Origin of the sequence: Roseovarius sp. SK2 (assembly GCF_028807495.1) — a bacterium.
Classification (GTDB): Bacteria; Pseudomonadota; Alphaproteobacteria; order Rhodobacterales; family Rhodobacteraceae; genus Roseovarius; species Roseovarius confluentis.
The window spans coordinates 24,527-48,769 of the sequence record NZ_JARAMK010000015.1; the positions used below are offsets into that span (position 1 = coordinate 24,527).

General features: G+C 64.5%; 30 protein-coding genes. 10 read left to right on the plus strand and 20 right to left on the minus strand.

The window, feature by feature from the left end; genetic code table 11:
* Window positions 1–78: 78 nt before the first annotated feature.
* From PVV74_RS21125 to PVV74_RS21145, 5 genes are all read left to right on the plus strand, one after another.
* Complete coding sequence (locus PVV74_RS21125) at window positions 79–792, plus strand: LuxR C-terminal-related transcriptional regulator (protein WP_103764913.1); 714 nt, start codon at window positions 79–81, stop codon at window positions 790–792.
* A 37-nt stretch (window positions 793–829) separates the two neighbouring features.
* Complete coding sequence (locus tag PVV74_RS21130) at window positions 830–1,954, plus strand: FIST N-terminal domain-containing protein (RefSeq protein ID WP_245890576.1); 1,125 nt, start codon at window positions 830–832, stop codon at window positions 1,952–1,954.
* Window positions 1,954–4,248, plus strand: a complete 2,295-nt coding sequence (locus PVV74_RS21135; RefSeq protein WP_103764915.1) for a hybrid sensor histidine kinase/response regulator — start codon at window positions 1,954–1,956, stop codon at window positions 4,246–4,248. The genes PVV74_RS21130 and PVV74_RS21135 overlap by 1 nt, the downstream gene beginning before the upstream one ends.
* Window positions 4,249–4,262: 14 nt before the next feature.
* The gene (locus tag PVV74_RS21140; RefSeq protein WP_274594557.1) at window positions 4,263–4,937 is read left to right on the plus strand and encodes a hypothetical protein; all 675 of its coding nucleotides are present in this window, start codon (window positions 4,263–4,265) and stop codon (window positions 4,935–4,937) included.
* A 104-nt stretch (window positions 4,938–5,041) separates the two neighbouring features.
* Window positions 5,042–5,392: a hypothetical protein gene (locus PVV74_RS21145; RefSeq protein WP_103764916.1), complete on the plus strand. Its 351-nt coding sequence runs from the start codon at window positions 5,042–5,044 to the stop codon at window positions 5,390–5,392.
* Between the two features lie 7 nt (window positions 5,393–5,399).
* Here PVV74_RS21145 and pqqE read toward each other — a convergent pair whose 3' ends face one another.
* The 7 genes from pqqE to PVV74_RS21180 all read right to left on the minus strand — a co-directional run bounded on the left by pqqE (window position 5,400) and on the right by PVV74_RS21180 (window position 10,938).
* Complete coding sequence (gene pqqE / locus PVV74_RS21150) at window positions 5,400–6,509, minus strand: pyrroloquinoline quinone biosynthesis protein PqqE (RefSeq protein ID WP_103764917.1); 1,110 nt, start codon at window positions 6,507–6,509, stop codon at window positions 5,400–5,402.
* The gene (gene pqqD / locus PVV74_RS21155; RefSeq protein ID WP_103764918.1) at window positions 6,506–6,781 is read right to left on the minus strand and encodes a pyrroloquinoline quinone biosynthesis peptide chaperone PqqD; all 276 of its coding nucleotides are present in this window, start codon (window positions 6,779–6,781) and stop codon (window positions 6,506–6,508) included. Before pqqD ends, pqqE begins: the two co-directional genes overlap by 4 nt.
* A complete protein-coding gene (pqqC, locus tag PVV74_RS21160) occupies window positions 6,781–7,530 on the minus strand; it encodes a pyrroloquinoline-quinone synthase PqqC (RefSeq protein WP_057796099.1) in 750 nt (249 codons plus the stop codon). Before pqqC ends, pqqD begins: the two co-directional genes overlap by 1 nt.
* Window positions 7,527–8,423 carry a pyrroloquinoline quinone biosynthesis protein PqqB gene (gene pqqB, locus PVV74_RS21165; protein ID WP_274594558.1) on the minus strand — a complete coding sequence of 299 codons (897 nt, stop codon included), beginning with the start codon at window positions 8,421–8,423 and terminating at the stop codon, window positions 7,527–7,529. Before pqqB ends, pqqC begins: the two co-directional genes overlap by 4 nt.
* A 27-nt stretch (window positions 8,424–8,450) precedes the next feature.
* Complete coding sequence (gene pqqA / locus PVV74_RS21170; protein WP_057796095.1) at window positions 8,451–8,549, minus strand: pyrroloquinoline quinone precursor peptide PqqA; 99 nt, start codon at window positions 8,547–8,549, stop codon at window positions 8,451–8,453.
* Window positions 8,550–8,635: 86 nt separating this feature from the next.
* Window positions 8,636–9,322: a response regulator transcription factor gene (locus tag PVV74_RS21175; protein WP_103764920.1), complete on the minus strand. Its 687-nt coding sequence runs from the start codon at window positions 9,320–9,322 to the stop codon at window positions 8,636–8,638.
* 47 nt (window positions 9,323–9,369) lie between these two features.
* On the minus strand, window positions 9,370–10,938 hold the full coding sequence (locus tag PVV74_RS21180) for a sensor histidine kinase (RefSeq protein WP_274594559.1): 1,569 nt from the start codon (window positions 10,936–10,938) through the stop codon (window positions 9,370–9,372).
* 168 nt (window positions 10,939–11,106) lie between these two features.
* Here PVV74_RS21180 and PVV74_RS21185 point away from each other — a divergent pair, with 168 nt between their 5' ends.
* The gene (locus PVV74_RS21185; RefSeq protein ID WP_103764922.1) at window positions 11,107–11,310 is read left to right on the plus strand and encodes a hypothetical protein; all 204 of its coding nucleotides are present in this window, start codon (window positions 11,107–11,109) and stop codon (window positions 11,308–11,310) included.
* A 7-nt stretch (window positions 11,311–11,317) separates the two neighbouring features.
* Here PVV74_RS21185 and PVV74_RS21190 read toward each other — a convergent pair whose 3' ends face one another.
* The 9 genes from PVV74_RS21190 to PVV74_RS21230 form a co-directional block, all read right to left on the minus strand.
* Window positions 11,318–12,109 carry an ABC transporter permease gene (locus PVV74_RS21190; RefSeq protein WP_103764923.1) on the minus strand — a complete coding sequence of 264 codons (792 nt, stop codon included), beginning with the start codon at window positions 12,107–12,109 and terminating at the stop codon, window positions 11,318–11,320.
* Window positions 12,106–12,825, minus strand: a complete 720-nt coding sequence (locus PVV74_RS21195) for an ABC transporter ATP-binding protein (protein WP_103764924.1) — start codon at window positions 12,823–12,825, stop codon at window positions 12,106–12,108. Before PVV74_RS21195 ends, PVV74_RS21190 begins: the two co-directional genes overlap by 4 nt.
* Window positions 12,822–13,442 (minus strand): ABC transporter ATP-binding protein, encoded by a 621-nt coding sequence (locus tag PVV74_RS21200; protein WP_274594560.1) that lies wholly within the window; start codon window positions 13,440–13,442, stop codon window positions 12,822–12,824. Before PVV74_RS21200 ends, PVV74_RS21195 begins: the two co-directional genes overlap by 4 nt.
* Window positions 13,439–14,185, minus strand: coding sequence for an ABC transporter permease (locus PVV74_RS21205; protein ID WP_274594561.1), 747 nt, complete (start codon window positions 14,183–14,185; stop codon window positions 13,439–13,441). The genes PVV74_RS21200 and PVV74_RS21205 overlap by 4 nt, the downstream gene beginning before the upstream one ends.
* Window positions 14,186–15,106 carry an ABC transporter substrate-binding protein gene (locus tag PVV74_RS21210; protein WP_274594562.1) on the minus strand — a complete coding sequence of 307 codons (921 nt, stop codon included), beginning with the start codon at window positions 15,104–15,106 and terminating at the stop codon, window positions 14,186–14,188.
* A gap of 75 nt (window positions 15,107–15,181) precedes the next feature.
* Window positions 15,182–15,430, minus strand: a complete 249-nt coding sequence (locus PVV74_RS21215) for a PepSY domain-containing protein (protein WP_274594563.1) — start codon at window positions 15,428–15,430, stop codon at window positions 15,182–15,184.
* A 13-nt stretch (window positions 15,431–15,443) separates the two neighbouring features.
* Window positions 15,444–15,893: a hypothetical protein gene (locus PVV74_RS21220; protein WP_103764963.1), complete on the minus strand. Its 450-nt coding sequence runs from the start codon at window positions 15,891–15,893 to the stop codon at window positions 15,444–15,446.
* A gap of 17 nt (window positions 15,894–15,910) precedes the next feature.
* Window positions 15,911–16,885 (minus strand): YVTN family beta-propeller repeat protein, encoded by a 975-nt coding sequence (locus PVV74_RS21225; protein WP_274594564.1) that lies wholly within the window; start codon window positions 16,883–16,885, stop codon window positions 15,911–15,913.
* Window positions 16,886–16,894: 9 nt separating this feature from the next.
* Window positions 16,895–18,100: an ABC transporter substrate-binding protein gene (locus tag PVV74_RS21230; protein ID WP_425061894.1), complete on the minus strand. Its 1,206-nt coding sequence runs from the start codon at window positions 18,098–18,100 to the stop codon at window positions 16,895–16,897.
* Between the two features lie 121 nt (window positions 18,101–18,221).
* Between PVV74_RS21230 and PVV74_RS21235 the strand changes: the two genes are divergently transcribed.
* Genes PVV74_RS21235 through PVV74_RS21250 form a run of 4 tightly spaced genes read left to right on the plus strand, consistent with a single transcriptional unit; the run spans window position 18,222 to window position 20,989 of the window.
* Window positions 18,222–18,728, plus strand: coding sequence for a DUF3280 domain-containing protein (locus PVV74_RS21235; protein WP_274594565.1), 507 nt, complete (start codon window positions 18,222–18,224; stop codon window positions 18,726–18,728).
* Complete coding sequence (locus tag PVV74_RS21240; protein WP_103764930.1) at window positions 18,725–19,267, plus strand: SRPBCC family protein; 543 nt, start codon at window positions 18,725–18,727, stop codon at window positions 19,265–19,267. The genes PVV74_RS21235 and PVV74_RS21240 overlap by 4 nt, the downstream gene beginning before the upstream one ends.
* Entirely contained in the window at window positions 19,251–20,183 is a 933-nt protein-coding gene (locus tag PVV74_RS21245) for a YVTN family beta-propeller repeat protein (RefSeq protein WP_103764931.1), read from the plus strand. The genes PVV74_RS21240 and PVV74_RS21245 overlap by 17 nt, the downstream gene beginning before the upstream one ends.
* On the plus strand, window positions 20,180–20,989 hold the full coding sequence (locus tag PVV74_RS21250; RefSeq protein ID WP_274594566.1) for a quinoprotein dehydrogenase-associated SoxYZ-like carrier: 810 nt from the start codon (window positions 20,180–20,182) through the stop codon (window positions 20,987–20,989). Before PVV74_RS21245 ends, PVV74_RS21250 begins: the two co-directional genes overlap by 4 nt.
* Before the next feature lie 49 nt (window positions 20,990–21,038).
* Here the strand turns inward: PVV74_RS21250 and PVV74_RS21255 are convergent, their stop codons facing one another.
* The 4 genes from PVV74_RS21255 to PVV74_RS21270 form a co-directional block, all read right to left on the minus strand.
* On the minus strand, window positions 21,039–22,214 hold the full coding sequence (locus PVV74_RS21255; RefSeq protein ID WP_274594567.1) for a hypothetical protein: 1,176 nt from the start codon (window positions 22,212–22,214) through the stop codon (window positions 21,039–21,041).
* A gap of 101 nt (window positions 22,215–22,315) precedes the next feature.
* Entirely contained in the window at window positions 22,316–22,861 is a 546-nt protein-coding gene (locus PVV74_RS21260; protein WP_371931649.1) for a PQQ-dependent catabolism-associated CXXCW motif protein, read from the minus strand.
* Window positions 22,858–23,727, minus strand: coding sequence for a substrate-binding domain-containing protein (locus PVV74_RS21265; RefSeq protein WP_425061893.1), 870 nt, complete (start codon window positions 23,725–23,727; stop codon window positions 22,858–22,860). The genes PVV74_RS21260 and PVV74_RS21265 overlap by 4 nt, the downstream gene beginning before the upstream one ends.
* Window positions 23,711–24,238, minus strand: coding sequence for a c-type cytochrome, methanol metabolism-related (locus PVV74_RS21270; protein WP_103764934.1), 528 nt, complete (start codon window positions 24,236–24,238; stop codon window positions 23,711–23,713). The genes PVV74_RS21265 and PVV74_RS21270 overlap by 17 nt, the downstream gene beginning before the upstream one ends.
* Window positions 24,239–24,243 lie beyond the last annotated feature (5 nt).

Here is a 24,243-nt window from a genome sequence, read left to right on the forward strand (position 1 = left end):
TTGCCGGTTCGGACAGGCCTGCGCCAAATGGTTGATCATTCTCGATTTGGTGCTAGGTTTCCATTTGGGAGGATCGGCATGTTGGCAGCAAGAGATGAATGCGCGGACGCGCAGCCTGTGTCGTCGGTGATGATCGTGGACGACCATCCGCTGTACAGCGACGCGCTGGAAACGGCGCTGACGCTGGGATTCCCCGAGTGCAAAATCCGCAAGGCGGGCAGTCTTCAGGCGTGCTTCGACCTGTTGGACCAGGAGTTTCACCCCGATCTGGTGATGTTCGACCTGAAGTTGCCGGACGTGACCGGGGTGTCGGGTTTCGAGAAATTGCGCGAGCGGTTGCCCGAGGCGCGCGTGCTTGTGATCTCGTCGCTGGCGTCGAGCGAACTGGTGCACACGCTTTTGCGATCGGGCGCGATGGGATTCCTGCCAAAGGACGCCTCGGCCAAAACGCTGCAATTCGCGGTGTCCGAGATCACCGCCGGGCGGCGTTACATTCCCGCCGAGTACGTCAATGTCGAGGAGGCAGGCGGCGAGGACGATCTGTTCAAGACGACGCCCGAGCTGAGCATCCTGACGCCGCAGCAGGTTAATATCCTGAAGCTGATTTGCGCGGGCAAGCCCAACAAGCAGATCGCTTACGAGCTGTCGCTGGCGGAAGCCACGGTCAAGGCGCATATCACCGCGCTGTTGCGCCGGCTGGACGTGCGCAACCGGACCCAGGCGGTGGTGTTCGTGGAGTCGGTGATGGCGCGTCATGCCGAACCCGAGGCGCGCGCCTTTTTGCAGCACTAGGCGCGGGCACGTGAAGCCTGCCCCCCCTGAATTTGTCATGATCGGGGAATCCCGGGCCCCGGATCCCGCGAGCGCCGTCGCCGAGGCGGCCGAGGGGCTGGCGGGCAAGGGGCTTTGTTTCGTATTTGCGGTCCTGCCCGACAGTCTTGATGTGCAGGAAACCAGCGCGATTCTGTCCGAGGCGTTCCAGGGCGTGCCGGTCTTCGGGTGCAGTTCTGCCGGGCAGATCACCACCGACGGGTATGACGATCAGGCGCTGTTGTTGATGGGCTTCCCGCGCAGGAACTTCCGCTGTGCCTCGATGCTGTTCCGGGACCTGCACCCGGACCACGCCACGGCCTTTGCCGCCGAGGCGCAAAAACAGGCGGAGCGGTTCCGGCACACCGCCGGCTGGAACCGGTTCGCGCTGATCGTGGCGGACGGGTTGTCCAAGCAGGAGGATCTGTTGGTCTCGACGCTTGACGCGGTTCTGGGCGACGTGCCGATTTTCGGCGGCTCGGCGGGAGACGGGCTGAAGTTCGAGCGGACCTTCGTTCTGCATGACGGTGAGACGCATTCCAATGCCGCGATGCTGTTGCTGATCGAGACCGACCTGCAGTTCCAGGGCGTGGCCTTCGATCATTTTCAGCCCGAGGGCGCGCAGATCGTCATCACCTCGGCCGATCCCGAGGACCGGCTGGTCTACGAGATCAACGGGGCGCCGGCGGCGGAGGAATACGCGCGGCTGGTGGGCTGCCCGCCCGAGGCGCTGAGCCCGGAGGTGTTTGCAGAAAACCCGATGATGCTGCGCCACAACCTGACGCATTACGCCCGTGCGATCAGCGATGCCAAGCCGGGCGGTGCGCTGTCGTTGCTGGCGGCCATCGACGACGGGTTGATCCTGACGCTGGGCAAGGCGCAAGGCAGCCTGGATGCGCTGCACGCGGGTCTGTCGACGCGGGATGCGGCCGGGCGCGAGCCGGATTTCATCCTTGGCTTCGACTGTTTCCTGCGGCGGCTGGAATTCGAACACAAGCAGCTGACGCATGAGGTGTCGAATATCCTGCGCGCCCACCGGGTGATCGGGTTCAACACCTATGGAGAGCAGAAATCCGGCCTGCACATGAACCAGACCTTCGTGGGCGTGGCGTTCTTCAAACCAGAAGCGCGGGTGCTGAACTGATGCTGGTGAACCCCGACGAGCCGCTGGATGTACAGGTCGAGCGCCAGGCGCGGATCATCGACGCGCTGATGCGGCGGGCGAACCGGCAGGATGATGTGCGCCCCTCGGCGTTTCGTGCGTTCCAGTCCGCCATCGAGTTGCAGGAGAAGATGCAGGCGCAGGGCCGCGACCTGGCGCGCGCGGTGTCGGAACTGGAGACGGTGCGCGGCGAGCAGGAGCGGATGCGCAAGAGCCTGGTGGCGGCGCTGTCGTCGATGGAGGGTGGCTTTGCCCTGTTTATCGACGGCAAGCTGGAGCTTTGCAATCACCTGTTTTTGCAGCTTTTCCCGGACATCTCGAACAAGATCGACACGGGGCTTTCGATCGGCCGGTTCTTTGCGCGGCTGGTGTCGAGCAAGTTCTTCCGCTCGGCCGACCGCAACCTGGCCACGCTGCCCACCACGCTTGAGAAGCGGCGCGACGAAGGCGTGATCACCTCCGTCATGATCGAGATGGCCGACGACCGCTGGTTCCAGCTGAGCGCGCAGCACACGTCGGGCGACAACGTCGTGCTGCTTTTGACCGAGATCACCGATTTCGTGCGGCGCAACCGGTCGGAAAAGGAAAGCCTGATCGACCGGCAGGAGGATTACCTGAAGGCGGTGTTCCAGACGCTGACTTCGGGGGTATGCACGTTTACGTCCCGGGGGCGCGTGCTGATGCATAACGCGCAGTTCCGGGAGCTTTTGAACGTGCCGGCGTCCCATGTCGCGGAAGGTGAGCCGGTGACGGCGCTGGTGGATTATCTTTTCGACACCGGCCTGACCGTGGAAGGCGGTGATACGAGCATCGAGGGGATGTATCGCAAGCTGGTCAAGCAGGGTGCGTTTCGACAGCGCGTGCGGCTGGGCCCGATGCGGGTGCTGGAACTGCACATGCACGAGATGCCCGACAGCGGGTACCTGGTGGAGGTCGAGGACGTCACGCTGGAGGCGCAGGCGACCGAAACGCTGGAACGCCGGGTGATGGAACGCACGGCCGAGCTGACCCGTGCCAACGAGAAGCTGACCGAGGAATACGAGAAGAAGGCGCGGGTCGAGGAAGCATTGCGCGATGCCAAGGACAAGGCGGAGAAGGCTGTGTCGTCGAAGACGCGCTTTCTGGCCGCCGCGTCTCATGACCTGTTGCAGCCGATCAATGCCGCGAAGCTGTTGATCTCGACCCTGCTGGAGACGTCGCGGCACACCGACATGCACGGGCTGGTCGAGCGGCTGGAAGGGTCGTTTCGCTCGACCGAGCAACTGCTGCACCTGCTCTTGGACATCTCGCGGCTGGAAAGCGCGGCGCCTGACACCGTGTCGCCGCTGGTGGTGAACCTGACGGCGATGATGAACAGTATCCATGCCGACCAGAGCCTGGTGGCCGAGCAGAAGAACGTCCGGCTGAAGATGGTGCCCTGTTCGGTGCTGGTGCGGTCGGACCCGGTGTACCTTTTGCGGTCGATCCAGAACCTGGTGGTGAACGCGATCCAGTATACCCAGCCCGGGGGGCGCGTGCTGGTCGGGTGCCGCCGGCGCAAGGGGCGCGTTGTGCTGGAGGTGTGGGACACCGGCATCGGGATCCCCAAGCGCGACCAGCAGCGGGTGTTCGAGGAGTTCGCGCGCGCCGATGGCGAGAAGCTGGCCGCGGGCGTCGGCCTGGGCCTGTCGGTGGTGGAGCGGGCCTGTCGCCTGCTGGGGCACAAGCTGTCGGTGAAATCCAAGCCCGGCGTTGGGTCGGTCTTTCGGATCGAGTTGGAGACGGTCGTGGATGCGCCGGCGGTCAATGAGCCGCTGAGCCTTGCATCCAACGCCGATGACCTGCTGGAAAACCAGATCGTGCTGCTGATCGAGAACGACGAGGATGTTCTGTTCGGCACCACCAAGCGGTTGGAGCAATGGGGGGCCGACGTGCTGGCCTGCCGATCGATCGACGAGGCGGTGACCTGTGTCGAGGATATGGGCATGGCGCCCGACATCATCCTGGCGGATTACACGCTGGACGATGACGAGACCGGCGTGGATGCCATAGCGAAGGTGCGCAAGCTGACCGGCGTGCATGTGCCGGCGATCCTGATCACCGCCGACCGCAGCCCCAGGGTGCGGGCGGCGGGGCTGACCTATGACATCTCGGTGATCTACAAGCCGGTGAAGCTGAACCGGTTGCGGCCTTTGATGGCGTGGAAGATCGGTCAGCAAGGGGATGCCGAGGGACAGGGTGATACGAAAGTGGCCGGTGACAGCGCTGCCGGAGCCTTTAGTGTCTGGTCCGAATAGGGAGGAGATTGAGCATGATGACGCGTCTGACAAGCGCCCTTATCGGGGTTGCCCTGAGCTGTGCCACGGCTGTGGCCGCCCCGCTGAACGGGCAGGAAACATATGACCTGTTGTTCAAGAACGGCACGCTGGACGAGGTGTCGCGTGACACGTCCCTGGTTTACCAGAGGGAGGTCAGTAACGCGCTGGCGCCCGATGCGGCGGAGCGTGACAGCGGCAAGGTGGCGCTGACCGTGGGCGAGGGCGAGAGCCCGATGGCGGTGCTGGAACTGCGGCAGGGCGAGAAGTACCGCAAGCTGGGGCAATTCCCCGCGAGCGTGGGCAACCCGATGATCATGTTCTTCTACGAGAGCACGGTGCGCGACATGGCCGAGAGTGCCGGCGGCAGCAAGTTCTACATCCGCAACCGGGTGAAGGAGGCGCTGGTGCAGCCGAACGAGGTGACGATGGGCGAGGCCGAGTATGACGGTGAGACGGTCGAGACGCAGACGGTGACGATGCAGCCCTTTGCCGAGGACCCGAACCGCGCCCAGATGCGCGGCTTTGGTGATTTGGAGCTGACGGTCACGATGTCCGAGGACGTGCCGGGCTGGTATCTGAGCCTCTTGGCCGAGGCGCCGGGGCCGGAGGGCGGTGAGGGGTACCGTTCGGAAGTGACATTCGAAACGCTGGAGGAGGCGACGCAATGAAACAGCCGTTTGAGTTCAGTCCCCCCCGTCCCGGGCTTGACCCGGGACCTCTGCGCGCGAAGGCCGGGAGGCCCCGGCTCGGGGGCCGGGGCGGCGTAGGGCGGATGGCTGGTGCTGTTCTGGCGTCGATGCTGATTGCGGTGCCGGGCTTGGCGCTGGGCCAGACCGCCGCCGAACGCTTGAACGATTTCCCCACCGCGGCGCGGGCGGATTACGTCTTTGCCTGCATGTCCACGAACGGTACGACGCGCGAGATGCTGCAGAAATGTTCGTGCTCGGTGGACGAGGTGGCGCAGATCCTGTCCTACGAGGAATACCTGGAGGCCGAGACGGTGCTGTCGATGCGCCGGGTGGGCGGCGAGCGCATGGCGGTGTTCAACAGCTCGGCCGCCGCGGCGAACCTGGTGGCGGAGCTGCGCCGGGCGCAGGCCGAGGCAGAGATCGTCTGCTTCTGAACCGACCTCAGCTGGTCGGTTCGACTTCTTTCTTGCCGGGCATGGTGCGGTAGACCAAGGGCGCGTCGGTGTTGGACGCGTGGGTGTCCGCCTGTGCTTGCAGCGCCCCGTGATGCGGCGACTTGATGCAGACCGGATCTGTTGCGGCGGGGTCGCCGACGATGGCCATGGCCTGGCACCGGCAGCCGCCGAAATCCACCAGCTTGCGGTCGCAGGACTTGCAAGGCTCCTGCATCCAGTCGGTGCCGCGATAGGCGTTGAAGGCGCTGCTCTGGTACCAGATCTCGTCCAGCGGCTTGTCGCGCACGTTTTCGAATTCGAGATGCGGGATGGATTGCGCGGCGTGGCAGGGCAGAACCTGCCCGTCTGGGGCGACGTTGAGGCCCGTGCTGCCCCAGCCGCCCATGCAGCGCTTGGGGTAATCGTCGTGATAATCCGCGGGCACGTAGTCGATCACCAGTTTGCCTTTGAGGGCGGCGCGGGATTCGGCGACGATGCGGGTGGCCTCGCGGGCCTGTTCCTTGGTCGGCATGAGGGTGTCGAGGTTCTTGAGGGCCCAGCCGTGGAATTGCACGGTCGCAACCTCGATCCGGCGGGCGCCCATTTCCTGTGCCATCTCGATGGCGCGGGGCAGCTGGTGCAGGTTGCGCCGGTGCAGGACGGCGTTGAGCGTCAGGGGAAAGCCGATCTGGCCGATCCACTCGGCCACCTGCATCTTGCGCTTGTAGCCGCCGTTATAGCCGCCGATTTCGTCGGCCATTTCGGGCGTGGTGCCTTGCAGGGACAGCTGGATGTGGTCGAGGCCGGCCTCGTCCAGTTCTTTCAGCCGGCGCTCGGTCAGGCCGATGCCGGAGGTGATGAGGTTGGTATAGAGTCCCGCATCGCGGGCGGCCTGTACGAGCGGAACGAGATCGCGGCGGGAGGCGGGCTCGCCGCCCGAGAGGTGGAGTTGCAGCACGCCGAGCCTTGCCGCCTCGTCGAAGACGCGGACCCAGGTTTCGGTATCAAGCTCGCTGTCCTGCCGGGCCAGTTCCACGGGGTTGGAACAATAGGGGCAGGAGAGCGGACAGCGGTGTGTCAGCTCGGCGAGCATGGCGATTGGGGCGGGTATTTTCATTGCGCTACGTCCAGAAATCTGCGGTCGCGCAGGGCCGTAAGGAAGCCGTTGCTGTCCTCGGTGATCTGCTCGACCGGGGCGTTGTACTTGTCCGACAGGGCCTGCGTGATCTCGCCGAAGCTGCGCTGCCCATCGACCTCGGTCAGGATGGCGTGGCCGATCTGGTCGAGGGTGATGGCGCGTTCGGGCGCGAGAAGAACCCACGTGTCGCGCACCTTGTCGAAATGCAGGCGCACGCCGCGGGGCAGGGAGGGAATGTCGGAAGCGATCATCAGGAGGCCCTTTCGAGCAGCAGCCCTTCGCCCGGTTGCCAGCCGCCGGGCGGGATGCGGGCGGGTTCGACATAGGCGCTCCAGAGGGCGTCGAGCTGGGACCAGAGTACGTCTGTCTTGAAGATCAGCGCGTTCGCGGCGGCGTCCTGCTTTTCCTGCGTGTCGGCGTGGTCGAGCACCCAGGCGAGGCCGAAGGCGACGTCCTTGGGTGCTTCTTTCAACCGGGTCTTGAAGTAGCTGAGCGAACTGTCGTCGGCAAAGTCGTAGTTCTTCAAGAGGCCCTCGATCCGGTTGGCGTGGATCTTGGGCGCGAAAAGCTCGGTTAGGGACGAGGCGACGGCCTCCAGCAGGGTCTTGTCGCGGACGAAGCGGACATAGGCGTCGCAGGCGAATTTGGTGGCCGGCAGGACGCCCTCGCGGGAGGCGACATAGGCCGGGTCGAGGCCCACGGCCTCGGCCAGCCGGAGCCAGCGCTTGATGCCGCCTTCGTTCTCTGCGGTGCCGTCGTGATCCTCGATCCGGCTGCGCCAGGCGCGGCGCAGGTCGGGGTCTTCGACGCGGCTCATGAAGGCGGCGTCCTTCATCGGGATCGTGTGCTGGTAGTAGTAGCGGTTCAGAACCCAGGCGCGGACCTGGTCGGGCGTGCAGTCGCCGCCATGCAGGCGGTCGTGGAACGGGTGCAGGTCGTGATACCGCTCGGCGCCGATCTTGCGCAGGCGGGCTTCGAACTCTTCGCGGCTTTGCGTCATGGGGTGATCTCCATTCCGTCCTGTCCGATGATCCAGCCCGCTGCCTGTGCCTCGGCCTTTTCCGCCGAATTGGGGCGCAGCACCGGGTTGGTGTTGTTCATGTGCACGAAGACCTTCTTGCCGATATCCACCCCCGTGAAGGCGGCGATGGAGCCGTCGGGACCGGACATGGACATGTGGCCCATGCGCTGGCCCGTCTTCTTTCCCAGCCCGGCGCGGACCATTTCGTCGTCGCGCCAGAGCGTGCCGTCGAAAAAGACCATGTCGGCCCCTTGAAGGCGCTCGCGCAGGTCGTCGTTCAGGCGGGCGCAGCCGGGGATGTAGAAGGCCGTCGTGTCGCCGTTTTCCAGAACGACGCCGACGGTCTGTTCGCCCATCAGGTCGGTCTCGACCGTCTCGCCCTCCATGTAGAGCGGGACCTTGCCGGGCACAGCGAAAAGCGTCGCGGTGAGGTCGGGGGCCAGTTCGAACGGCGCGTCGAGGGCGATGTTGGTGCGGGTCACGACGTCGGCATTGAGCGCGTCGAATATGGGATTGGCAGCCAGCACCTCATGAATGCCCTTGGTTGCGAACAGCGTGAAGGGCTGCATCTCGCGTAAGGTAAGCAGGCCGGCCACGTGGTCGATATCGCCATTGGTTACCAGCACGGACGTGAGCGGCAGTTTGCGCAGGTCCGTCGGATAAAGCGCGGGCGTGTGCGACATCTGCTCCCGAATGTCCGGAGAGGCGTTCAGAATTGCCCAATCAACACCGTTTCCGGTGACGGCGAGGGACGATTGCGATTGTGAGGGTATGTCGCCTGAACGTGCAAGGTTGCAGTTGTCACAACCACAATTCCACTGGGGCAGGCCGCCCCCGGCAGCAGCGCCGAGTATTTGCGCGCGGAATGACATCAAGTATCCTCCCGCGCGCAAGCAGTCTTAGATCAGGACTTCGCGCTCTTCGTCGAAGTCAGGTCCGTACATATTGATTTCCATGCCGCATTCGATTTCGCGGATGATCGGTTTTGCCCATGCCATGATGGTATCCTCCTTTGAATGACAGTCTAAAGATGACAAGTCGGCCGCGTTATTGCGACTCTTAATTTCTGTGAAACGCTTAGACTTTAGTCCCGGTTCCCGGCGTCGGTACGTGGTGCAAGGCCGTCTATGACGAAGCCCTGGTTGCGTACTGTCTTGATCTCGAAAGCAAAATCGGCGTCGCGGAGTTTCTTGCGCAAATAGCCGATATAGACGTCCACCACGTTTTCGTTACCCGAGCCCTCGGCCTGCCAAAGCGCATCGAAGATGTCGCCGCGTGGCAGGGGGGTGCCGTCGTGGGCGATCAGAAGGCGCAGAAGGTCGTCCTCGCGCTCGGTCAGAGAGACCTTGGCGGTCTCGGTCTGCAGGACGCGGTCGGCGTTCAGCGTGGCGGGCTGCGGGCGCTGCGACGTGGCGCGGCGTTCCTGCACGCGCAGGCGGGCGACCAGCTCTTCGAAGCTGAAGGGTTTGACCACGTAATCGTCGGCCCCGGCCTCGAGACCCGCGGTGCGGTGTTCGACGTCAGAGAGTGCCGAGAGCATCAGGATGGGCAGGGTGGCGCCGTCTTCGCGGGCGCGGCGCACGAGGTCGAGGCCGCTGTCGGCTCCCAGCATGACGTCGATGATGGCGCCCGAGAAGGTCTCGGCGCGCAGTTTATCTAGCGCGTGGTCGTAGCGGTTGACCGTTTCGGCCTGATAGCCGTGCAGGCCCAGCCCCCGCGCCAGGGCGGAGGTGATTTCCGGGTCGTCGTCGACGATCAGGAGGCGGGTCATGGTGATGCGGTCTCTTTCACGGCTGCGACGGTGAGGATAGCGCCGTTTTAGCCGGATGAAAGGGGAAGGCGAACCGCGATCTTTGTCCCGGGTGCGTCGCCGAGGGCGTCGGCGGGGGCGACGGGGCTTTCGAGGGTGATGGTACCGTCATGGGTCTCGACCACCCAGCGGGCCAGGGCCAAGCCGATGCCGAAGCCCTGGGCCGAGGCGCTGCCGGCTTGGGAGAAGCGCTCGAAGATGCCCGTCTGGTCTTTGGGTGCGATGCCGGGGCCGTTGTCAATGACGGCGATTTCGGCGGTCTGGTCCTCCGATCGTGCGTCTAGGCGGACATGCCCGCCGTCGCGGGCGTGGCGGATGGCGTTGCGGACAAGGCCCACCAACACCTGACGAATCCAGTTGCGATCGCAGGTGAGCGTGGCGTGGGGAACGTCCGAGAGCGTGAGGGTCATGCCTGCGTTGTCGGTCTCGGCGCGGACTTCTTCGTGCACTTCGGTCATCAGGTCGGGCAGGCCCACCGCGGCGTGTTCGAGCGCCAGCTGCCCGCTGTCGGAGCGCGCGACGCGCAGAAGGTCGTCGATCCGGCGATTGAGACGCGCGGCGCGGGTCTCGATCGTGGCGAAGGCGTCGGCCTCAGACCCGCCTGCCGCCCGACCGATCTGGGCCTCCATCAGGATGACGGTGAGCGGCGTGCGCAATTCGTGGCTGACATCGGCAAAGAAGCGGCGGCGATTCTCGTCGATTTCGGCGAGGGTTTCGTTGGCGGCGCGCAATTCCTCGGTGCGGGCGGCGATGATGCTGTTCAGTTGTGCACGGTCCTGCTCGACCGCGGATTTGCGGGCGGCGAGCGCGTGGGCCATGCGGTTGGTCTCGGCGTAAAGCCCGCCGATTTCGTCCCGGCGGGTTTCGGGCAGGTCGATGGCGAAATCCTCCTGCCCGATCTTCTGTGCGGCGTCGCGCAGGCGGTCCAGCCGGGCGAATTGCGGGCGGATGAGGCCGAAATAGAAGGCCAGAACCATCACGACCGCGGCCACCGCGATGGCGATGGCGGCCAGCGTCAGCTTTTGGCGCAGGCTTACGATATCGGCGCGGATGTCGGCGCGGAAAAGCTGTTCGGTCTGAACCGCCTGGCTGAGCAGGGGGTCGAAGCCAGTGGCGAAGCTGTCGATATGGGCCTGCAGGCGGGGTCTGTCGACGTCGTCGTCGCCAAGGCCGCGCATGGTGCTGTTCAGGAGGGCTTCCATCCTGGCGAGGCCGAGGGATTGGGTGCCGAAGCGGGACTGGGCGTCGATGCCGAGGTCCTCGGCCTCCTGCACGGCCTGGGCCACGTTTTGTTGCAGTCGCCCGAAAGACGCGCGGAGGTTTTCGACCACGGGCTCTAGCCGCTCGGACCGGGTGTCGGCGGGCAATTCGCGCTGCACCGCCTCGGTCGCGACGACGAGAAAGGTGGCGGCCTGGGTCGAGAGGCCCGCATAGCCCGACATGCGCTGTTCGGCCTTGAGCGTGGCATCCAGACGGTCGGACACGGCCAGCAGCCCCAGCCACAGGATCAGCGCGGTGACCCATGTGCCGACCCCCAAGGCCAGGGCGCCGAGGCCGAGAAGGGTCTTCAGCGACATGGCAGGACCGCCTTTTTCGCGGGCATTTGCGATGAAGTGCCGCATTCTTTTGCACAAATTCTGGCGTGACGCGGTGCGCAGGGTCCGGTTACGCTTTTCTTAGGGGAATTGCTGTTGGATGACTGGAGGCACGGGAGCGAGGACCAACGCAACGCGTAAGGAACGATTATGATAGAGCTCCTGTTCGTCGCCTGCCTGGCGACAGATCCAACCCAATGCCGAGAGCGCAGCCTTGTGTTCTCCGATGTAACACCGATGCAGTGCCTTGCCGGGGCGCAGCCGGAACTTGCGCGCTGGGTGTCGACCCATCCCAACGAACGTGTACGAAGCTGGCGCTGCCGGACAGTGAACGATACCGAGTTCGACATCTGAGGTCCCCTCAGGTCTTGCGCTTCATCAGGCCGCGGGCGGGGTCGTAGCCCCAGATGGCCAGCGCGCAGAAGACCAGAGTGCTGCCTGTGACCCAGGCGAGCGCGGTCCAGTTGATCTGGAGATAAAGCGAGAAGCGGATGAGCTCGACCGCGTAGGTGAAGGGGTTGAGCGCGCAGATGTCGCGCAGGAGCGGTGAGCTTTCTGCCATTTTCCACAAGGGGTAGAGGGCCGAGGACATGAAGAACATCGGGAAGATGACGAAGTTCATCACGCCCGCGAAGTTCTCCAGTTGCTTGATGAAGCTCGAAAGGACCAGCCCGAGGCCGCCGAGCATGAGGCCGCCGAGGATCAGGCTGGGCAGCACGGCGAGGTAGCCCCATGTGGGCATTGTGATGCCGAAGGCCGCCGCGATGGCGAGGAAGGTGTAGACCTGCAGCACCGAGATGATCGTGGCGCCGAACAGGCGGCAGATCAGCAGCCACCATCGCGGGAAGGGGCTGGTCAGCAGAAGGCGCATCGAGCCCATTTCGCGGTCGTAGACGAGGCTGAGCGAGGATTGCATCCCGTTGAAGAGCAGCACCATCGCGCAAAGTCCGGGCACGATATAAGTCTCGTAGGTGACGTAGGTCTGGTAGGGCGGGATGATCGACAGGCCGAGGGCCGCGCGGAAGCCTGCGGCGAAGATCAGCAGCCAGACGAGAGGGCGCACGAGCGCGGCGATGAAGCGCTCGCGCTGGTGTACGAAGCGCAGGAATTCGCGGGCGATGATCGCCTTGGCGACGCGGAAGGTGCCGGTCATGCGACCTCCCCCGTGCGCGACAGGAACCAGTCCGACAGGCTTTGATCGCCGCGGGCGGCCCCGGCGGTGCCGCGGTGGATGATTTGGCCCTTGTGCAGAACGACGAGGTCGTCGCCATCGCGCACCTCGTCCGTGAGGTGGGTGGTCCAGAGGACGCAGAGGCCTGTTTTCGTGAGTTCGTGAACGTGGTCCGTTATGCCTTGTCGCGAGGCGGCGTCGAGGCCGACGGTGGGCTCGTCCAGCAAGAGCACGTGTGGGTCGTGAATGAGGGACCGCGCAAGCTCGGTGCGGCGGCGGTGGCCGCCGTTGAGGTCGCGGGCCTTTTCGTCGGCGCGCTGGCGCATGTCGAGCTGGTCGAGGGCGGCGTCGATGCGGCCGGGGATCTCGGATTTCGGCAGGCCTTGCAGGGCGGCGAAATAGGCAAGGTTCTGGCGGACTGACAGGTTGAGATCGAGCGTCGATTGCTGGAAGACGACGCCTAGCTTTCCGAGCGCCTTGCGGGGCTCGCGGCGCATGTCGTGGCCCGCGACGGTGATATCGCCTTGGGGGGCCACCAGCAGGCGGGTCAGCAGGGCAATGAGCGTGGATTTGCCGGCGCCGTTGGGGCCGAGAAGCGCGCAGAAGGTGCCGGGGGCGACGTCGAACGCCACGTCGTCCAGCGCCTGCTTGGCGCCGTAGTTGAAGCTGAGGTTGTTGACGGTCAGGCCTGTGGTCACGTGGTCTGGTCCTTTGTCGTTCCGGCGAGCTGTGCGCCGTCTGGCCCACCTTCCAGTGTCAGGGTCCGGTGTGCAAGCCGTGTCGCCTCGGCCATGTCGTGGGTCACGAAAAGGGTCGCGGGCTGGTGGCGGGCGATGAGTTGCTCGGTCAGGGTCAGCATCCGGTCGGCGGCGGCGGCGTCGAGCGACACGAACGGTTCGTCCATGATCAGCAGGTCGGGCTGGCCCGCAAAGGCGCGGGCGAGGGCGAGGCGGCGCTGCTGGCCGAGGGAGAGTTGACCGGGAAAGAGAGTTTCCTTGCCGGTGAGGCCGACCTCATCGAGTGCGGCGAGGGCGCGTTCGCGCGGCAACTCGGGATGCAGGAGCGTAAGGTTGTCGAGGGCGGAGCGCCACGGCAGCAAGGTGGGTTCCTGGAAGACCATGGCCATCGCCTGAGGCCGGTCAATGTGGCCGGTGAAATCGGTGTCGATACCCGAGACCAACCGCAAAAGGGTGGACTTGCCGATGCCGGAGGGGCCGACAAGGGCGACGGTTTCGCCCTGCGCGATCCCGAAGGCGATGGGGCCGAGCACGAGGTCGTCGCCGAAGCGTTTCTCAGAGATCGAGACGGTGATCATGCGCGGCGCCACCGGGTTGCGTGGCGTTCCCACGGTTGCAGCAGCGCCCATTCCACGAGCAGCATGACCGCGATGAACGAGAATGCGTAGACCAGCACCATGGATACGTCGAATAGCTGGAAATAAAGGTGGATCTGGAAGCCTACGCCGGAGGAGCGGCCGAGGAATTCGACCACGAGCACGATTTTCCAGATGACGGCCACGCCGCCACGGGCGGCAGCGGCGATGAAGGGGCCGAGTTGCGGCAGGATCACGTGGCGCAGGTGCGTCCAGCCCGACATGCGGTAGACGCGGGCCAGCGCGTCAAGCTGCGGGTCCAGCGCACGGGCGCCTTCGCGGATGACGATGGCGACGTTGGGCACCTTGTTGAGCGTGACGGCGGCGATGGCGGCGGCCTCGGTCAGGCCGATCCAGAGGTAGCAGAGCACGATCAGTACCAGCGCGGGCAGGTTGAGGAAGATCACCAGCCACGGGTCGAGCCAGCGGTTGAGCGCGGGGGAGCGACCCATCGCGAGGCCGATGATCCCGCCCAGCGTCATGGCGAGGCAGAAGGCCCAAAGCACGCGCAGGAGGGTGGCGGAGAGGTGGGTCCAGAGTTCGCCGCTGGCGATTTCCTGTGCAAAGAGGGGCGCGAGGGCCCAGGGGGTGGGCAGGACCTGCGGGTCGGCCTTGAGCGTTGACGCCACGACCCAAAGGGCCAGAAGCCCCGCGATGGAGAGGAGCGGCGTCAGCTTGGTCTGCATTTACTGGACGTCGGCAAATAGGCCGTCGGGGAGTGTGTCGGCCTCGCCCACCAGCTCGGCGCCGCCGAGGTCGTGCATCAGGCTGAGAAGGGCCTGGGCGGCGTCGGTGTCGATCGGCTTGCGCGCCGGAATGCCGGCGATCCAGTCGGTGCGCAGTTGCTCGAATTCGGCGTCGCTGTCGGCATTCATCATCGGGCGCAGGTCTTGCCAGATCTCGTCGGAGGACATGAGCAGGGTTTTGGCCTCGCGGCTGGCCTCGAAGAAGGACTGGGCGAGGCCGGGGTTCTCCGACAGGAAACCTTCCTTGAAATAATAGCCCAGCAGCGGCGTTTCGGGGTCGAGGCCCAGCTCGCGGGCGGCGGTGTCGACGGAAATGAGTTCGTGCATGCCGGCGGCCTTCATCTTGGCGAGGTAGTGCCAGTAATTGATGGCCCCGGCGAGGCTGCCGTCAAGGGCGGTGCGGAAAACGAGGGGCGGGGCGCCGAAGACCTGTTCGGTTTCCGCCTCCAGGTCGAGGTCATGGGCCTGCTGCGCATACGCGCGCAGGATGAGCCAGGACTTGTCGAGCGGGCCGCCGGCGATGCCGAGTTTCTGCCCGGCAAGGTCTGCAAGGGTTTCGGCGGTGGAATCTGCGGGAACGACCACGCCGCCCACTGCGCGGGAATAGGGGATAAACACGTAAGGTTTGCCCGCGGCGCGCTGGCGGGCAACCCAGATCCAGTCGGCGACGGCCATGTCGGCTCCGTTGCCTTCGACCGCGATGCGGGTGGCGCCATTGTCGGCATAGGGCTGAATGTCGAGGATGAAGCCGTGTTTTTCGTCGAGGCCTTCATCGACGATGGTCTGAAGCTCCCAGTTGACGGTGCCGATCTTGAGAGTGGCGGCACGGATCGTGGGAAGCTCTTGGGCGTAGGCCGCCATGCTGCTTAGCAAGAAGGAGAGAGATGCTATGATGCGCAACATGGCGGGCCTTTACTCCATGGGAGAACGGAAAATTTACTCGGCGCGGCGTTCGACCTCGTTCAGGTCCGCGTCGAGTTCGATGTCGAACTGGTTGCCGCCCTTGCAGATCACGTCGTCAAGCTCGTAGCCGCCGTCATCTTCGGCTTCGATATCGGCGGGGTCCATCTGGCATTCGATGGAGGCGAGATAGGCCTCGATCTTTTCGACCGTTTCGGCATCTACGTGGTCGTCGGCGAGGGCGGGCGAGGCGATAAGCGCCGCGATTGCGAAAATACGTTTCATTTTCAGGGCTCCGTTACTGGATGTTGAAGGTAACTTGTTGGGTTTCGCCGGTGGAGCCGGGGATGCGCAGCGTGTGGCTGCCCGGCTTGATGGCGATGAACGAGATCGTGGCCACGCCCGCCTTGTCGAATTCGAGCGAATCGACGGCCATGGGACGGATCTCGATCTGGTTGATGACGATTTCGTTCATCCAGATCGCGCGGAAGAAATCGCTGCCGGTGACGGCCAGCTCGGCGGAGCCGTCGGCGGTGATTTCAAGCGTGTAATAGGCGCCTGATTGCAGGTTCACGCTGCCGGTCTCGTGAAGGGGCTGGCCCGAGGCGAGGGTGATCGGGATGTCGTCACCGCGATTGCAGGCGGCCAGCAGACCAGCAAAGCCGAGGTCGTCGCAGAGCGGTGCGGCGGCGGCGGGGCCGGTGAGGCAGGTGGCGGCGGTGGCCGCGGCCATCATCAGTTTCTTCATCTTTTCTGTCTCCTTCATTATTCGATGGTCACCACGCCCCAGGGTTGTTCGCCAACCTGGATGGAGCGCACGGCCTCTTCCTTGGCCACGTCGATGACGGTGATGTCGTTGGAATTGCCGTTGGTCGTCAGCAGGTATTTCTCGTCCGGCGTGAAATCGAGCTGCCAGACACGCTGGCCCACGAGGATGTAGTCTAGCACCTCGAGGCTTTGGGCATCGACCACGGCGACGCGGTTGGAGGGGCCGAGCGCCACGAAGAGGCGCTTGCCGTCGGAAGTGACCTTAGCGCCCACGGGTTGCAGCCATTCGGGCTGGACGTTGGGAACCTCGAAGCTGATCTTCTCGATCAGGGTGGGCGTGCCGTCCTCGGCGATGTCCATGACGCTGACGGTGCCGCCGATCTCGGACGTGACGAAGAGGCGGGTGCCGTCGGCGGTATACTGGGCGTAGCGCGGGCGCTGGTCGACCAGCACGTTGTGCTTGATCTCGTAATCCTCGGTCGAGATGAAATGCGCCATGTTGGTCGTCTCGGAGGTGTTCACCACCCACTTGGCGTCGGGGCTCATGCCCATGCCTTCGGGCTCCACCCCCACGGGGACCTCGGCCAGCACGGTGCGGCTGTCGGTGTCGGTGACGGTCACCAGGTTGTCATCCTCGTTGGCGATATAGAGCCGCTTGCCGGAGGGTTCGATGATGAACAGTTCCGGGTCGGGACCAGAGGGGAGCGAGGGCAGTTCCTCGTAGGTTTCCGAATCGAACACCCGGACGAGGTTATCGTCGGACGCGCAGACATAGATCTTGGTGCCGTCGGGGCTGGCGGTGATGCCGCGGGGGCGATTGCCGGCGAAGAATTCGTCGGTCACTTCCCATGTTTCGGTATCGACCACGGTAATGGTGTTGCCGCGTTCGTTGGTCACGAAGGCCTTGCCGGCCAGCGCGGGCCCGGCGGCGAGCGCCAGGGCGGAGGTCAGAAGGAATGCCTTGAGTTTCATGTGTTTCCCTTAGTTGCTGAAGGCCGTGCAGGCCGATTCCGGGCGGTCGAGGCCGAGCGTGTCCTGCACGGCGTTCTGGTGCAGGAAACCTTCCTGCGGGCTGACGCTGATTGTGACGCGGTCGTCATAGAGCATGACCTGCTGGCGCATCTGGCCGTTCCAGTCGCGGAAGGTGACTTCCTGCCCCTTGAAACCGGCCAGTTCGAATTGGTCGGAAAGCAGGTAGTCTTTCACCCCGTCGGGTTCGGCGGTTTCGGCGCGGGTCACGGCCTCGCCCACTGCGCGCAGGGCGATCCAGACGTTGTAATCGGCGTCCTTGATGTAGCGGTTCGCCAGTTCCTCGAACCGGGTCTGAAGCTGGGTTGCGCCGTAGGCTTCGTGCCCGCCATGCATTTGCACGGGGCGCAGGCCGGACGATCCCATCACGGGGCGCGGATCCCATAGGTGATAGGTGAGGTAGGCGGCGAAATAGTCGGTCTCATCCGCGGTGATGACCACGTCATGCTCGGGCAGGCCCTGCATGAAGCTGGGCAGTTGGCGCTGGACGAGGACGTGCCCAGAGTCGGTGCGGCGGGCGCCGCCGGTGTCCTCGAACGTGCGTTCCTCGACGATATTGGCGCCGAACTTGGTGGCGGCGCGGCGATAGGCGTCTGCCAGCGCCATGTCGGCGGGGTTGGAGCCGGAGATGAGCACCCAGCGCGGCCATTTCTTCCAGATGGCGAATTGCGCGATGGCGTCGGCCTGCTGGGCATAGCTGGTGGCGGTGTGCAGGAGGTTGGCGCGGCATTCCTCGTTGCGCATGGCCATGTCCCCGGCGCGGGCGTTGAAGACCAGCGCGCCATCCTCGGCAGCACGGTCGGCGAGGCGCAGAACGTCCTCTTCCCGGGCGTGGATGACGATCAGGCGGATGCCGTCGGCGAGAATTTCATCGAGAGCGGCATCGGCGGCGTCGGGCGTGGCTGATTTCTGTACCGTCTCGTAGGTATGGCCCATGAAGCTGCCGGTGCTGTTATTGTCCTGATCGGCCAGCGCGGCGCCGGCGAAGCCCAGGTCCTCGGGCGCCTCGTCGAAGCGCGAAATGGGGCGCTGGACCTGGTAGTCGACTCTTAGGACGGCGGCGCGCACGTCGATCGCGGCGGCAGATCCTGCGGTGAAAATCAGCGTGGCGGCGCAGAGCAGCGCGGCCGCGAAAAGCGTCGCAAAACGGTTCAGCACTTTTATCCTCCCTTACCGCCAGATTGCCTCTCGCGGCCCGACCAATACCAATTGCCGTGTTTCGCAATCACTGTACGCAACGCAGAATGAAGGGCGACTCTTAACTTCTAAGAACGTCTGTATGCGATTGATATTGTTCCTGTTCCTGGCTTTCGCCCCGGCTGCGTACGCGCAAGGGGAGGTGGCCTTTTTCGGGCTTCATCTAGACGACAGTTCGGACCAGACGACACAATCTTCGTCGCTGGTGGCCGCTGGGCCGGACGATGCGGACCTGGCCCGCGTGGAGATGCTGGAAGGGATGCTGACGGAGCGATTCGAGGCGGAAGGTTATACGCTTTTGGACCTTGCGCCGGTGGCGGAGGAGTTGGAGCGCGTGAGCAACCCGGCGAGCTGTTACGGATGCGATATTCGCATGGCCAAGACGCTGGGCGCGGAGTTCATCCTGGTGGGCGAGGTCAACATGGTGTCGCCTGTTCTTGTGTCCATCGCGGTGCAGTTGAAGGATGGCACCAGTGGCGAGATCGTGAAGGGCGGCAGCGTCAGCGTGCGCGGCAGCACCGACGAGATCTGGGCGCGGGGGATGCGACAAATCTTGAAAAACCGAATCTTCAGGGAGGAAGATACATGAGAAGACGAGTGTTCATGGCCAGCCTGACGGCGCTGATGCTGCCGGGTATGGCGCTGGCGCACGGGCCGACGCGGCAGAAGGTGACGCTGACCACCGAGGTGGCGGCGGACCCGGCCGAGGTCTGGGAGGCGATCGGGAATTTCCAGGACATGTCCTGGCACCCGGCGGTGCATTCGACGGAAGGCGAGGGCGGCAACGAGATCGACGCCACGCGGGTTCTGACGCTGGGCGAGGACGGTGGGCCGACCATCGACGAGATCCTCTACAAGTACAGCGACGAGAAGATGAGCTATTCCTACCGGATCACCGAGGTGGCGGTCGAGACGCTGCCGGTGACGAATTACTCGTCGCACCTGACGGTGAAGCCGCGTGACGGGGGCGGGTCGATCGTGGAATGGCGGGGCGCGTTCTATCGCGGCTATCCGAACAACGATCCGCCGCCCGAACTGAATGACGAGGCGGCGATTGCAGCTGTCAGCGGCGTCTACCAGGCGGGGCTGGATGCCCTGACCGAGCGGTTCGGTGCGCCGGGCTCTTAATGCGCTGGCGCTTTGCCTGGCCACGCCGGTGGCCGGGCAGACCGCCTTTGTCACCTGTCAGCCTGCTGATGCGTTGAGCGTGATCGACGTGGCCCGAGGGGTCGAGGTTGATCGCTGGGACGTGGCGGGCAAGCCTGCCGGGGTCGCCGTTGGTGGTGATGCGGTCTATTCCGTCTCCCCGGATACCAAGACCGTGCGGCGTTTCACGCTCACCGGCAGGCTTTTGACCGAAACGGTGCTGGATGGCGGGCCGACCGGCGTGGCGCTGGATGCGGCGCGCGGGCGGCTGTTCGTGTCGGACTGGTACAATGCGCGGCTTTGGGTTTTGGACGCCGAAAGCCTCGAGGTCTTGCAGGAGCTCGAGACCGGGGCGGAGCCGGCGGGGATCGCGCTGTCGGAAGATGGGCGGTTTCTGGCCAGTGCCGAGAAGGATGCCGACAGGGTGTCGGTCTGGGATGCAGAGACTTTGGAGTTGTTGCACCGTGTCGGCGTGGGCGTGCGGCCCTACGGGCTTGGCTTTGCACCCGATGGGCGGCTGTTGGTGGGTAACGTGGGCAGCAATGACGTGAGCGTCGTGGATGCGTCCGTGGGCAAGGTTTTGGCCACGGTACCGGTGGGAGAACGGCCTTACGGCGTCGCCTTTGCAAGCGGACGGGCTTTTGTGACCAACCAGTATGCCAACACCCTGAGCGTGATCGACCTGGACACGCTGGAGCCGGTCGAGGAGGTCAGCGTCGGGGAATATCCCGAAGGGATCGACGCCACGGCGGACGGCGCACATGTGGTCTTTGCCAACTGGTTCGAGAACACGGTGACCGTGATGGACGCACAAACTCTGGACGTGGTATATGACGTCGAGACATGCGACGGGCCGCGGGCCTTTGGCATATTCCTGTCGGGAGGAGACACGGAATGATTGGAACACCCATACGCGCGTTGAGTGCGCTATGCGTGATGGCTGTGCCGGCGCTGGCGGGCACCTGGGAGGATCTGAGCGCCGAGATGTATGGCGAGCGGGCGCTCTTGGACGGCGCCGAAGTGATCGCCATCGACGCGCCTTACCGGACGGGCAACGATGCGCGCACGCAGCTGGCGGCGCAGGTGGTGGCGCCGGAAGGGGCCGAGATTGCCAGCGTGACGCTGGTGATCGACGAGAACCCGATGCCGGTGTCGGCCGTCTTTGACCTGGATGCGCCGCTGCCGGCGTTCTTTTTCGACGTGACCATGCGGATCAATGGGCCGACGCCGATGCATGTCGTGGCCGAGACGACCGATGGGCGGCTCTTCGTCTCTGAGGCCTTCGTCAAGACCTCGGGGCAGGGCGCCTGTGCGGCCCCGCCGGGGACCGATCCGAAGCTGGCGCTTGAAACGCTGGGACAGATGGAGATCGAACTGGCCGGGCGGTTGACCGGTCTGGGGCAAAGTGCGGCGGACAAGCTGGCCAATCGGCTGAACCGGATGGACGTGGACATTTCGCACCCGTCGCATTCGGGGATGCAGATGGACCAGATCACGCTGCTGTTCTTGCCCATGCGCTATGTCGAGACGGTGGAGATCGACCTGGATGGTGCGGGATATGTCGAGATGACGGGGTCGATATCTCTGTCGGAAAACCCGCAGGTGGCGCTATCGGTGCCGAGCCGGGCGCAGGCGGTGGATGTGACGATGACGGACACCGATGGCACCGTGACCCACGCGCACAAGAAACTGACCGGATATTAAGAAAGGGCGGCCCCGGGCACATGATGCGCCCAGGGCCTGTCTTTTGTCTTTACTCGCAGGCCGCGGCGAAGCGCGCGGTCTTGTTCTCGACGCTTTCGACGGTCAGCGTGCAGCCGTTCTCAAGCTCAACTTCGGAGCCGGATTCTGCGGATTGCACGTTGAAACCATTTACGGCGAAGCGCACGGTATCGTCGGCAATCGAACTGACGAAGATGCGGATGTCGCCGTCGTTCAGCATCGCGGTAGAGCCGACGCCGAAGGTTTCGGTGTCTTCACCCGACGAGGAGCCACTGTCGCTGGAGCCTGAGCCACCTTCGCTGAGCTGAGCCTCGAGCGCGGCCACACGTTCCTCAAGCGCGGCGATCTTGTCTGCGCTGGATTGCGTGCCTTCGGAGTCTTCGCTGCCGCTCTCGGAGGATGCGGCCTGCTCTTCGGAACCTTCGCTGCCACTCTCGGAAGAGGCGGCTTGCTCTTCGGAGCCTTCGCTGTCGCTTTCGGAGGATGCGGTTTGCTCCTCGGAGCCTTCGCTGTCGCTCTCGGAAGAGGCGGCTTGCTCTTCGGAACCTTCGCTGTCGCTCTCGGAAGAGGCGGCTTGCTCTTCGGAACCTTCGCTGTCGCTCTCGGAAGAGGCGGCTTGCTCTTCGGAACCTTCGCTGCCGCTCTCGGAGGAGGCTGCCTGCTCTTCAGAGCCTTCGCTGTCGCTCTCGGAAGAGGCGGCTTGCTCTTCGGAACCTTCGCTGTCGCTCTCGGAAGAGGCGGCTTGCTCCTCTGAGCCTTCGCTGTCGCTCTCGGAAGATGCGGCCTGCTCTTCGGAGCCTACGCTGTCGCTCTCGGAAGATGCGGTCTGCTCTTCGGAGCCTTCGCTGTCGCTCTCGGAGGAGGCTGCCTGCTCTTCGGAGCCTTCGCTGTCACTCTCGGAGGAGGCGGCTTGCTCTTCAGAGCCTTCGCTGTCGCTCTCTGAGGATGCGGCCTGTTCTTCGGAACCTGCGCTGTCGCCTTCGGCAGAAGCGGCTTCTTCCTGGGAACTTTCGCCTTCAGCGGCTGCGGTTTCTTCCCCGGAGGTTTCGCTGTCACCTTCGGCAGACGCGGTCTCCTCCTCGGAGGTTTCGGTGCTGGCTTGGGCTGTCTGATCGCCCAGCGGTTCGGGTCTCGGGCGCAGGGCGGCAACGGCCAAAAGCACGGCCACGGCCGCGATCAGAACCCCGTAAATCAACTTGTCATTCAATGTTTCCACTCCCAGGTCTTAGTGTTTTCGATGCGCGAGTCGCTTTCAAACCATATGGGACGACCCGGCCAAACGGCAAATTTCCGGCGCGTATTCGCCCGTCAGGGGTTGGGGAACGGCTCAACTTCTTCCAATGGAAAATCCTGAAACGCCCACCCGTCCGTACCATCGGGGAACCAATAGACCTGCGAATGGTTCCATTCGATTGCGCGTTTCGCGGCGTTCCAGCTCATCCAGCACTCGGCGAGGCAGAAGAAAACGACCGGGCGGTCGGGGTCGCCCCCGGTGGCGTGATCCAGCCCGTCGCGGAAATAGGTGGCGGTGACGTCGGCCAGCGCACCGTAGCCTACATTGGGCAACCAGACCGCGCCCGGGATGCTGGGGCGGGGCTTGTCGCGCCAGATGGTGCCTTCGGGCAGGTTCTCGGGTTTCGGCGCGCGGGGGAGGACGTCGATGAAGGCGGCTTCGCCTGTTTCCCACAGGGCGTGCGCCTCTTCCGCGTCGATGACGGTGCCGCCCTCAAGCGTGGCAGGCACCGGGGCGCGGTAGTGGTCCATGCGGTAGTCGGAAGGTTCAGCCACGTCCTGGGCGGTGGCTGCGCTGGCGGCCCCGGCCGCGAGGGCGAGGGCCACCAAGAGCTGTTTCACTGGCCCGTTTCCAGCATCTCATTGCCCATGTCGCTGACCAGTGGCACGCCGGCCTCGACCAGAAGCGCATTGATCTCGTCCTGGTGGCGGCGGATGAGCGAATTCAGCTCGCGCTGCCAGACCTTTTCGCCCTGGCGCACGCCCATCGTGATGCGGAAAAACAGGCGCGGGGGCAGTTCCTCGTTGATGAGGGGGATCACCTTCATGCCGGGGTAATCCGCCTTGACCAGCGGGCCGCCGAGCGGGCCCCAGAGGATGGCGGCGTCGGTGTCGCCGGCCTTGAGATCGTCGAGCATGTTGATCGCCGGGTTCTCGTGCCGGCGGTCGACGACGAGGTTGTAAGGCTTGGCCTTGCCGATCAGCCCGTGCCGGGCGAGATGCGCAGACGGCGGCGTGCCGGCGATGATGCCGATGCGGGCGCCCTTCAGAGCGTCGTCGGTGAGGGTCTCGACCGAGGCGAGCGGGCTGTCCTGCGGGACGATCAGGGTGTAGACCGAGCTGAAGTAGTGGTTGGTGTTCAGCACCAGTTCGTGGCCCTGGGCGTAGCCCATCACGATGTCGCAGCGCTTGACCTTCAGCGTGTTGCGGATGAACCCCGTGGCCTGCGGATACCAGGTGTATTGCACCGGCAGGTCCAGCTTGGACGCGATCAGCTCGGCCAGCTTGTTCTCGTACCCCGTGCCCTCCTTGGTGGACATGGGGTAATTGGCCGGATCCGCGCAGACGCGCAGGGCGTTCTGCGACACGAGATCGGAAGTCTGGGCCGTCGCCGGCCCGGACATCATCAGCGCCGAAAAGCAAAGCGCCGCCGACCCGGTGAGGCGGGCGGCGGCGCGCAATGCTGCGGATTTAGCCCATGCAGGCATCTTCATCCTCTTGGATCGATTCTGACTTGGCTTCTTTCGAGCCGGGGCGTCCGCGCGGGACGGCCTCCATGCCGCGAGCCTTGAGATAGACGTAGATGTCGTCGAGATAGCACATCACGTTCGGGTTGTCGCCGAAGTGGGGCATGACGGAGTTGCCGTTGCCACGGCCGTTCACGACAACATCGTAGAAGTCGTAATAGCCCATGTGGACGGCGGAATTCTTGACTTTGGGGGCGTAGGACGAGCCTTCGCCATCGGGGCCGTGGCAGACGTGGCATTCGGCGTGATAGCGGCGGAAGCCCGAGAAGGTCAGCCAGTCGACGGTGCCGTCTTCGGCCACGTTGTATGTGGGCAGATCTTCCTCGTTGAAGTAGCGCCCGCCTTCTTCGTAGGCGACGGTCTCATCGTGGTTTGCAGGATCGACCGGCTGATCGCTCCAGTTCTGAGCCGAGGCGGTGATCGGCAGTGCGACCAGGGCCGAGGCGAGTGTCAAGCGGAGTCCGGTGCTCATGATGC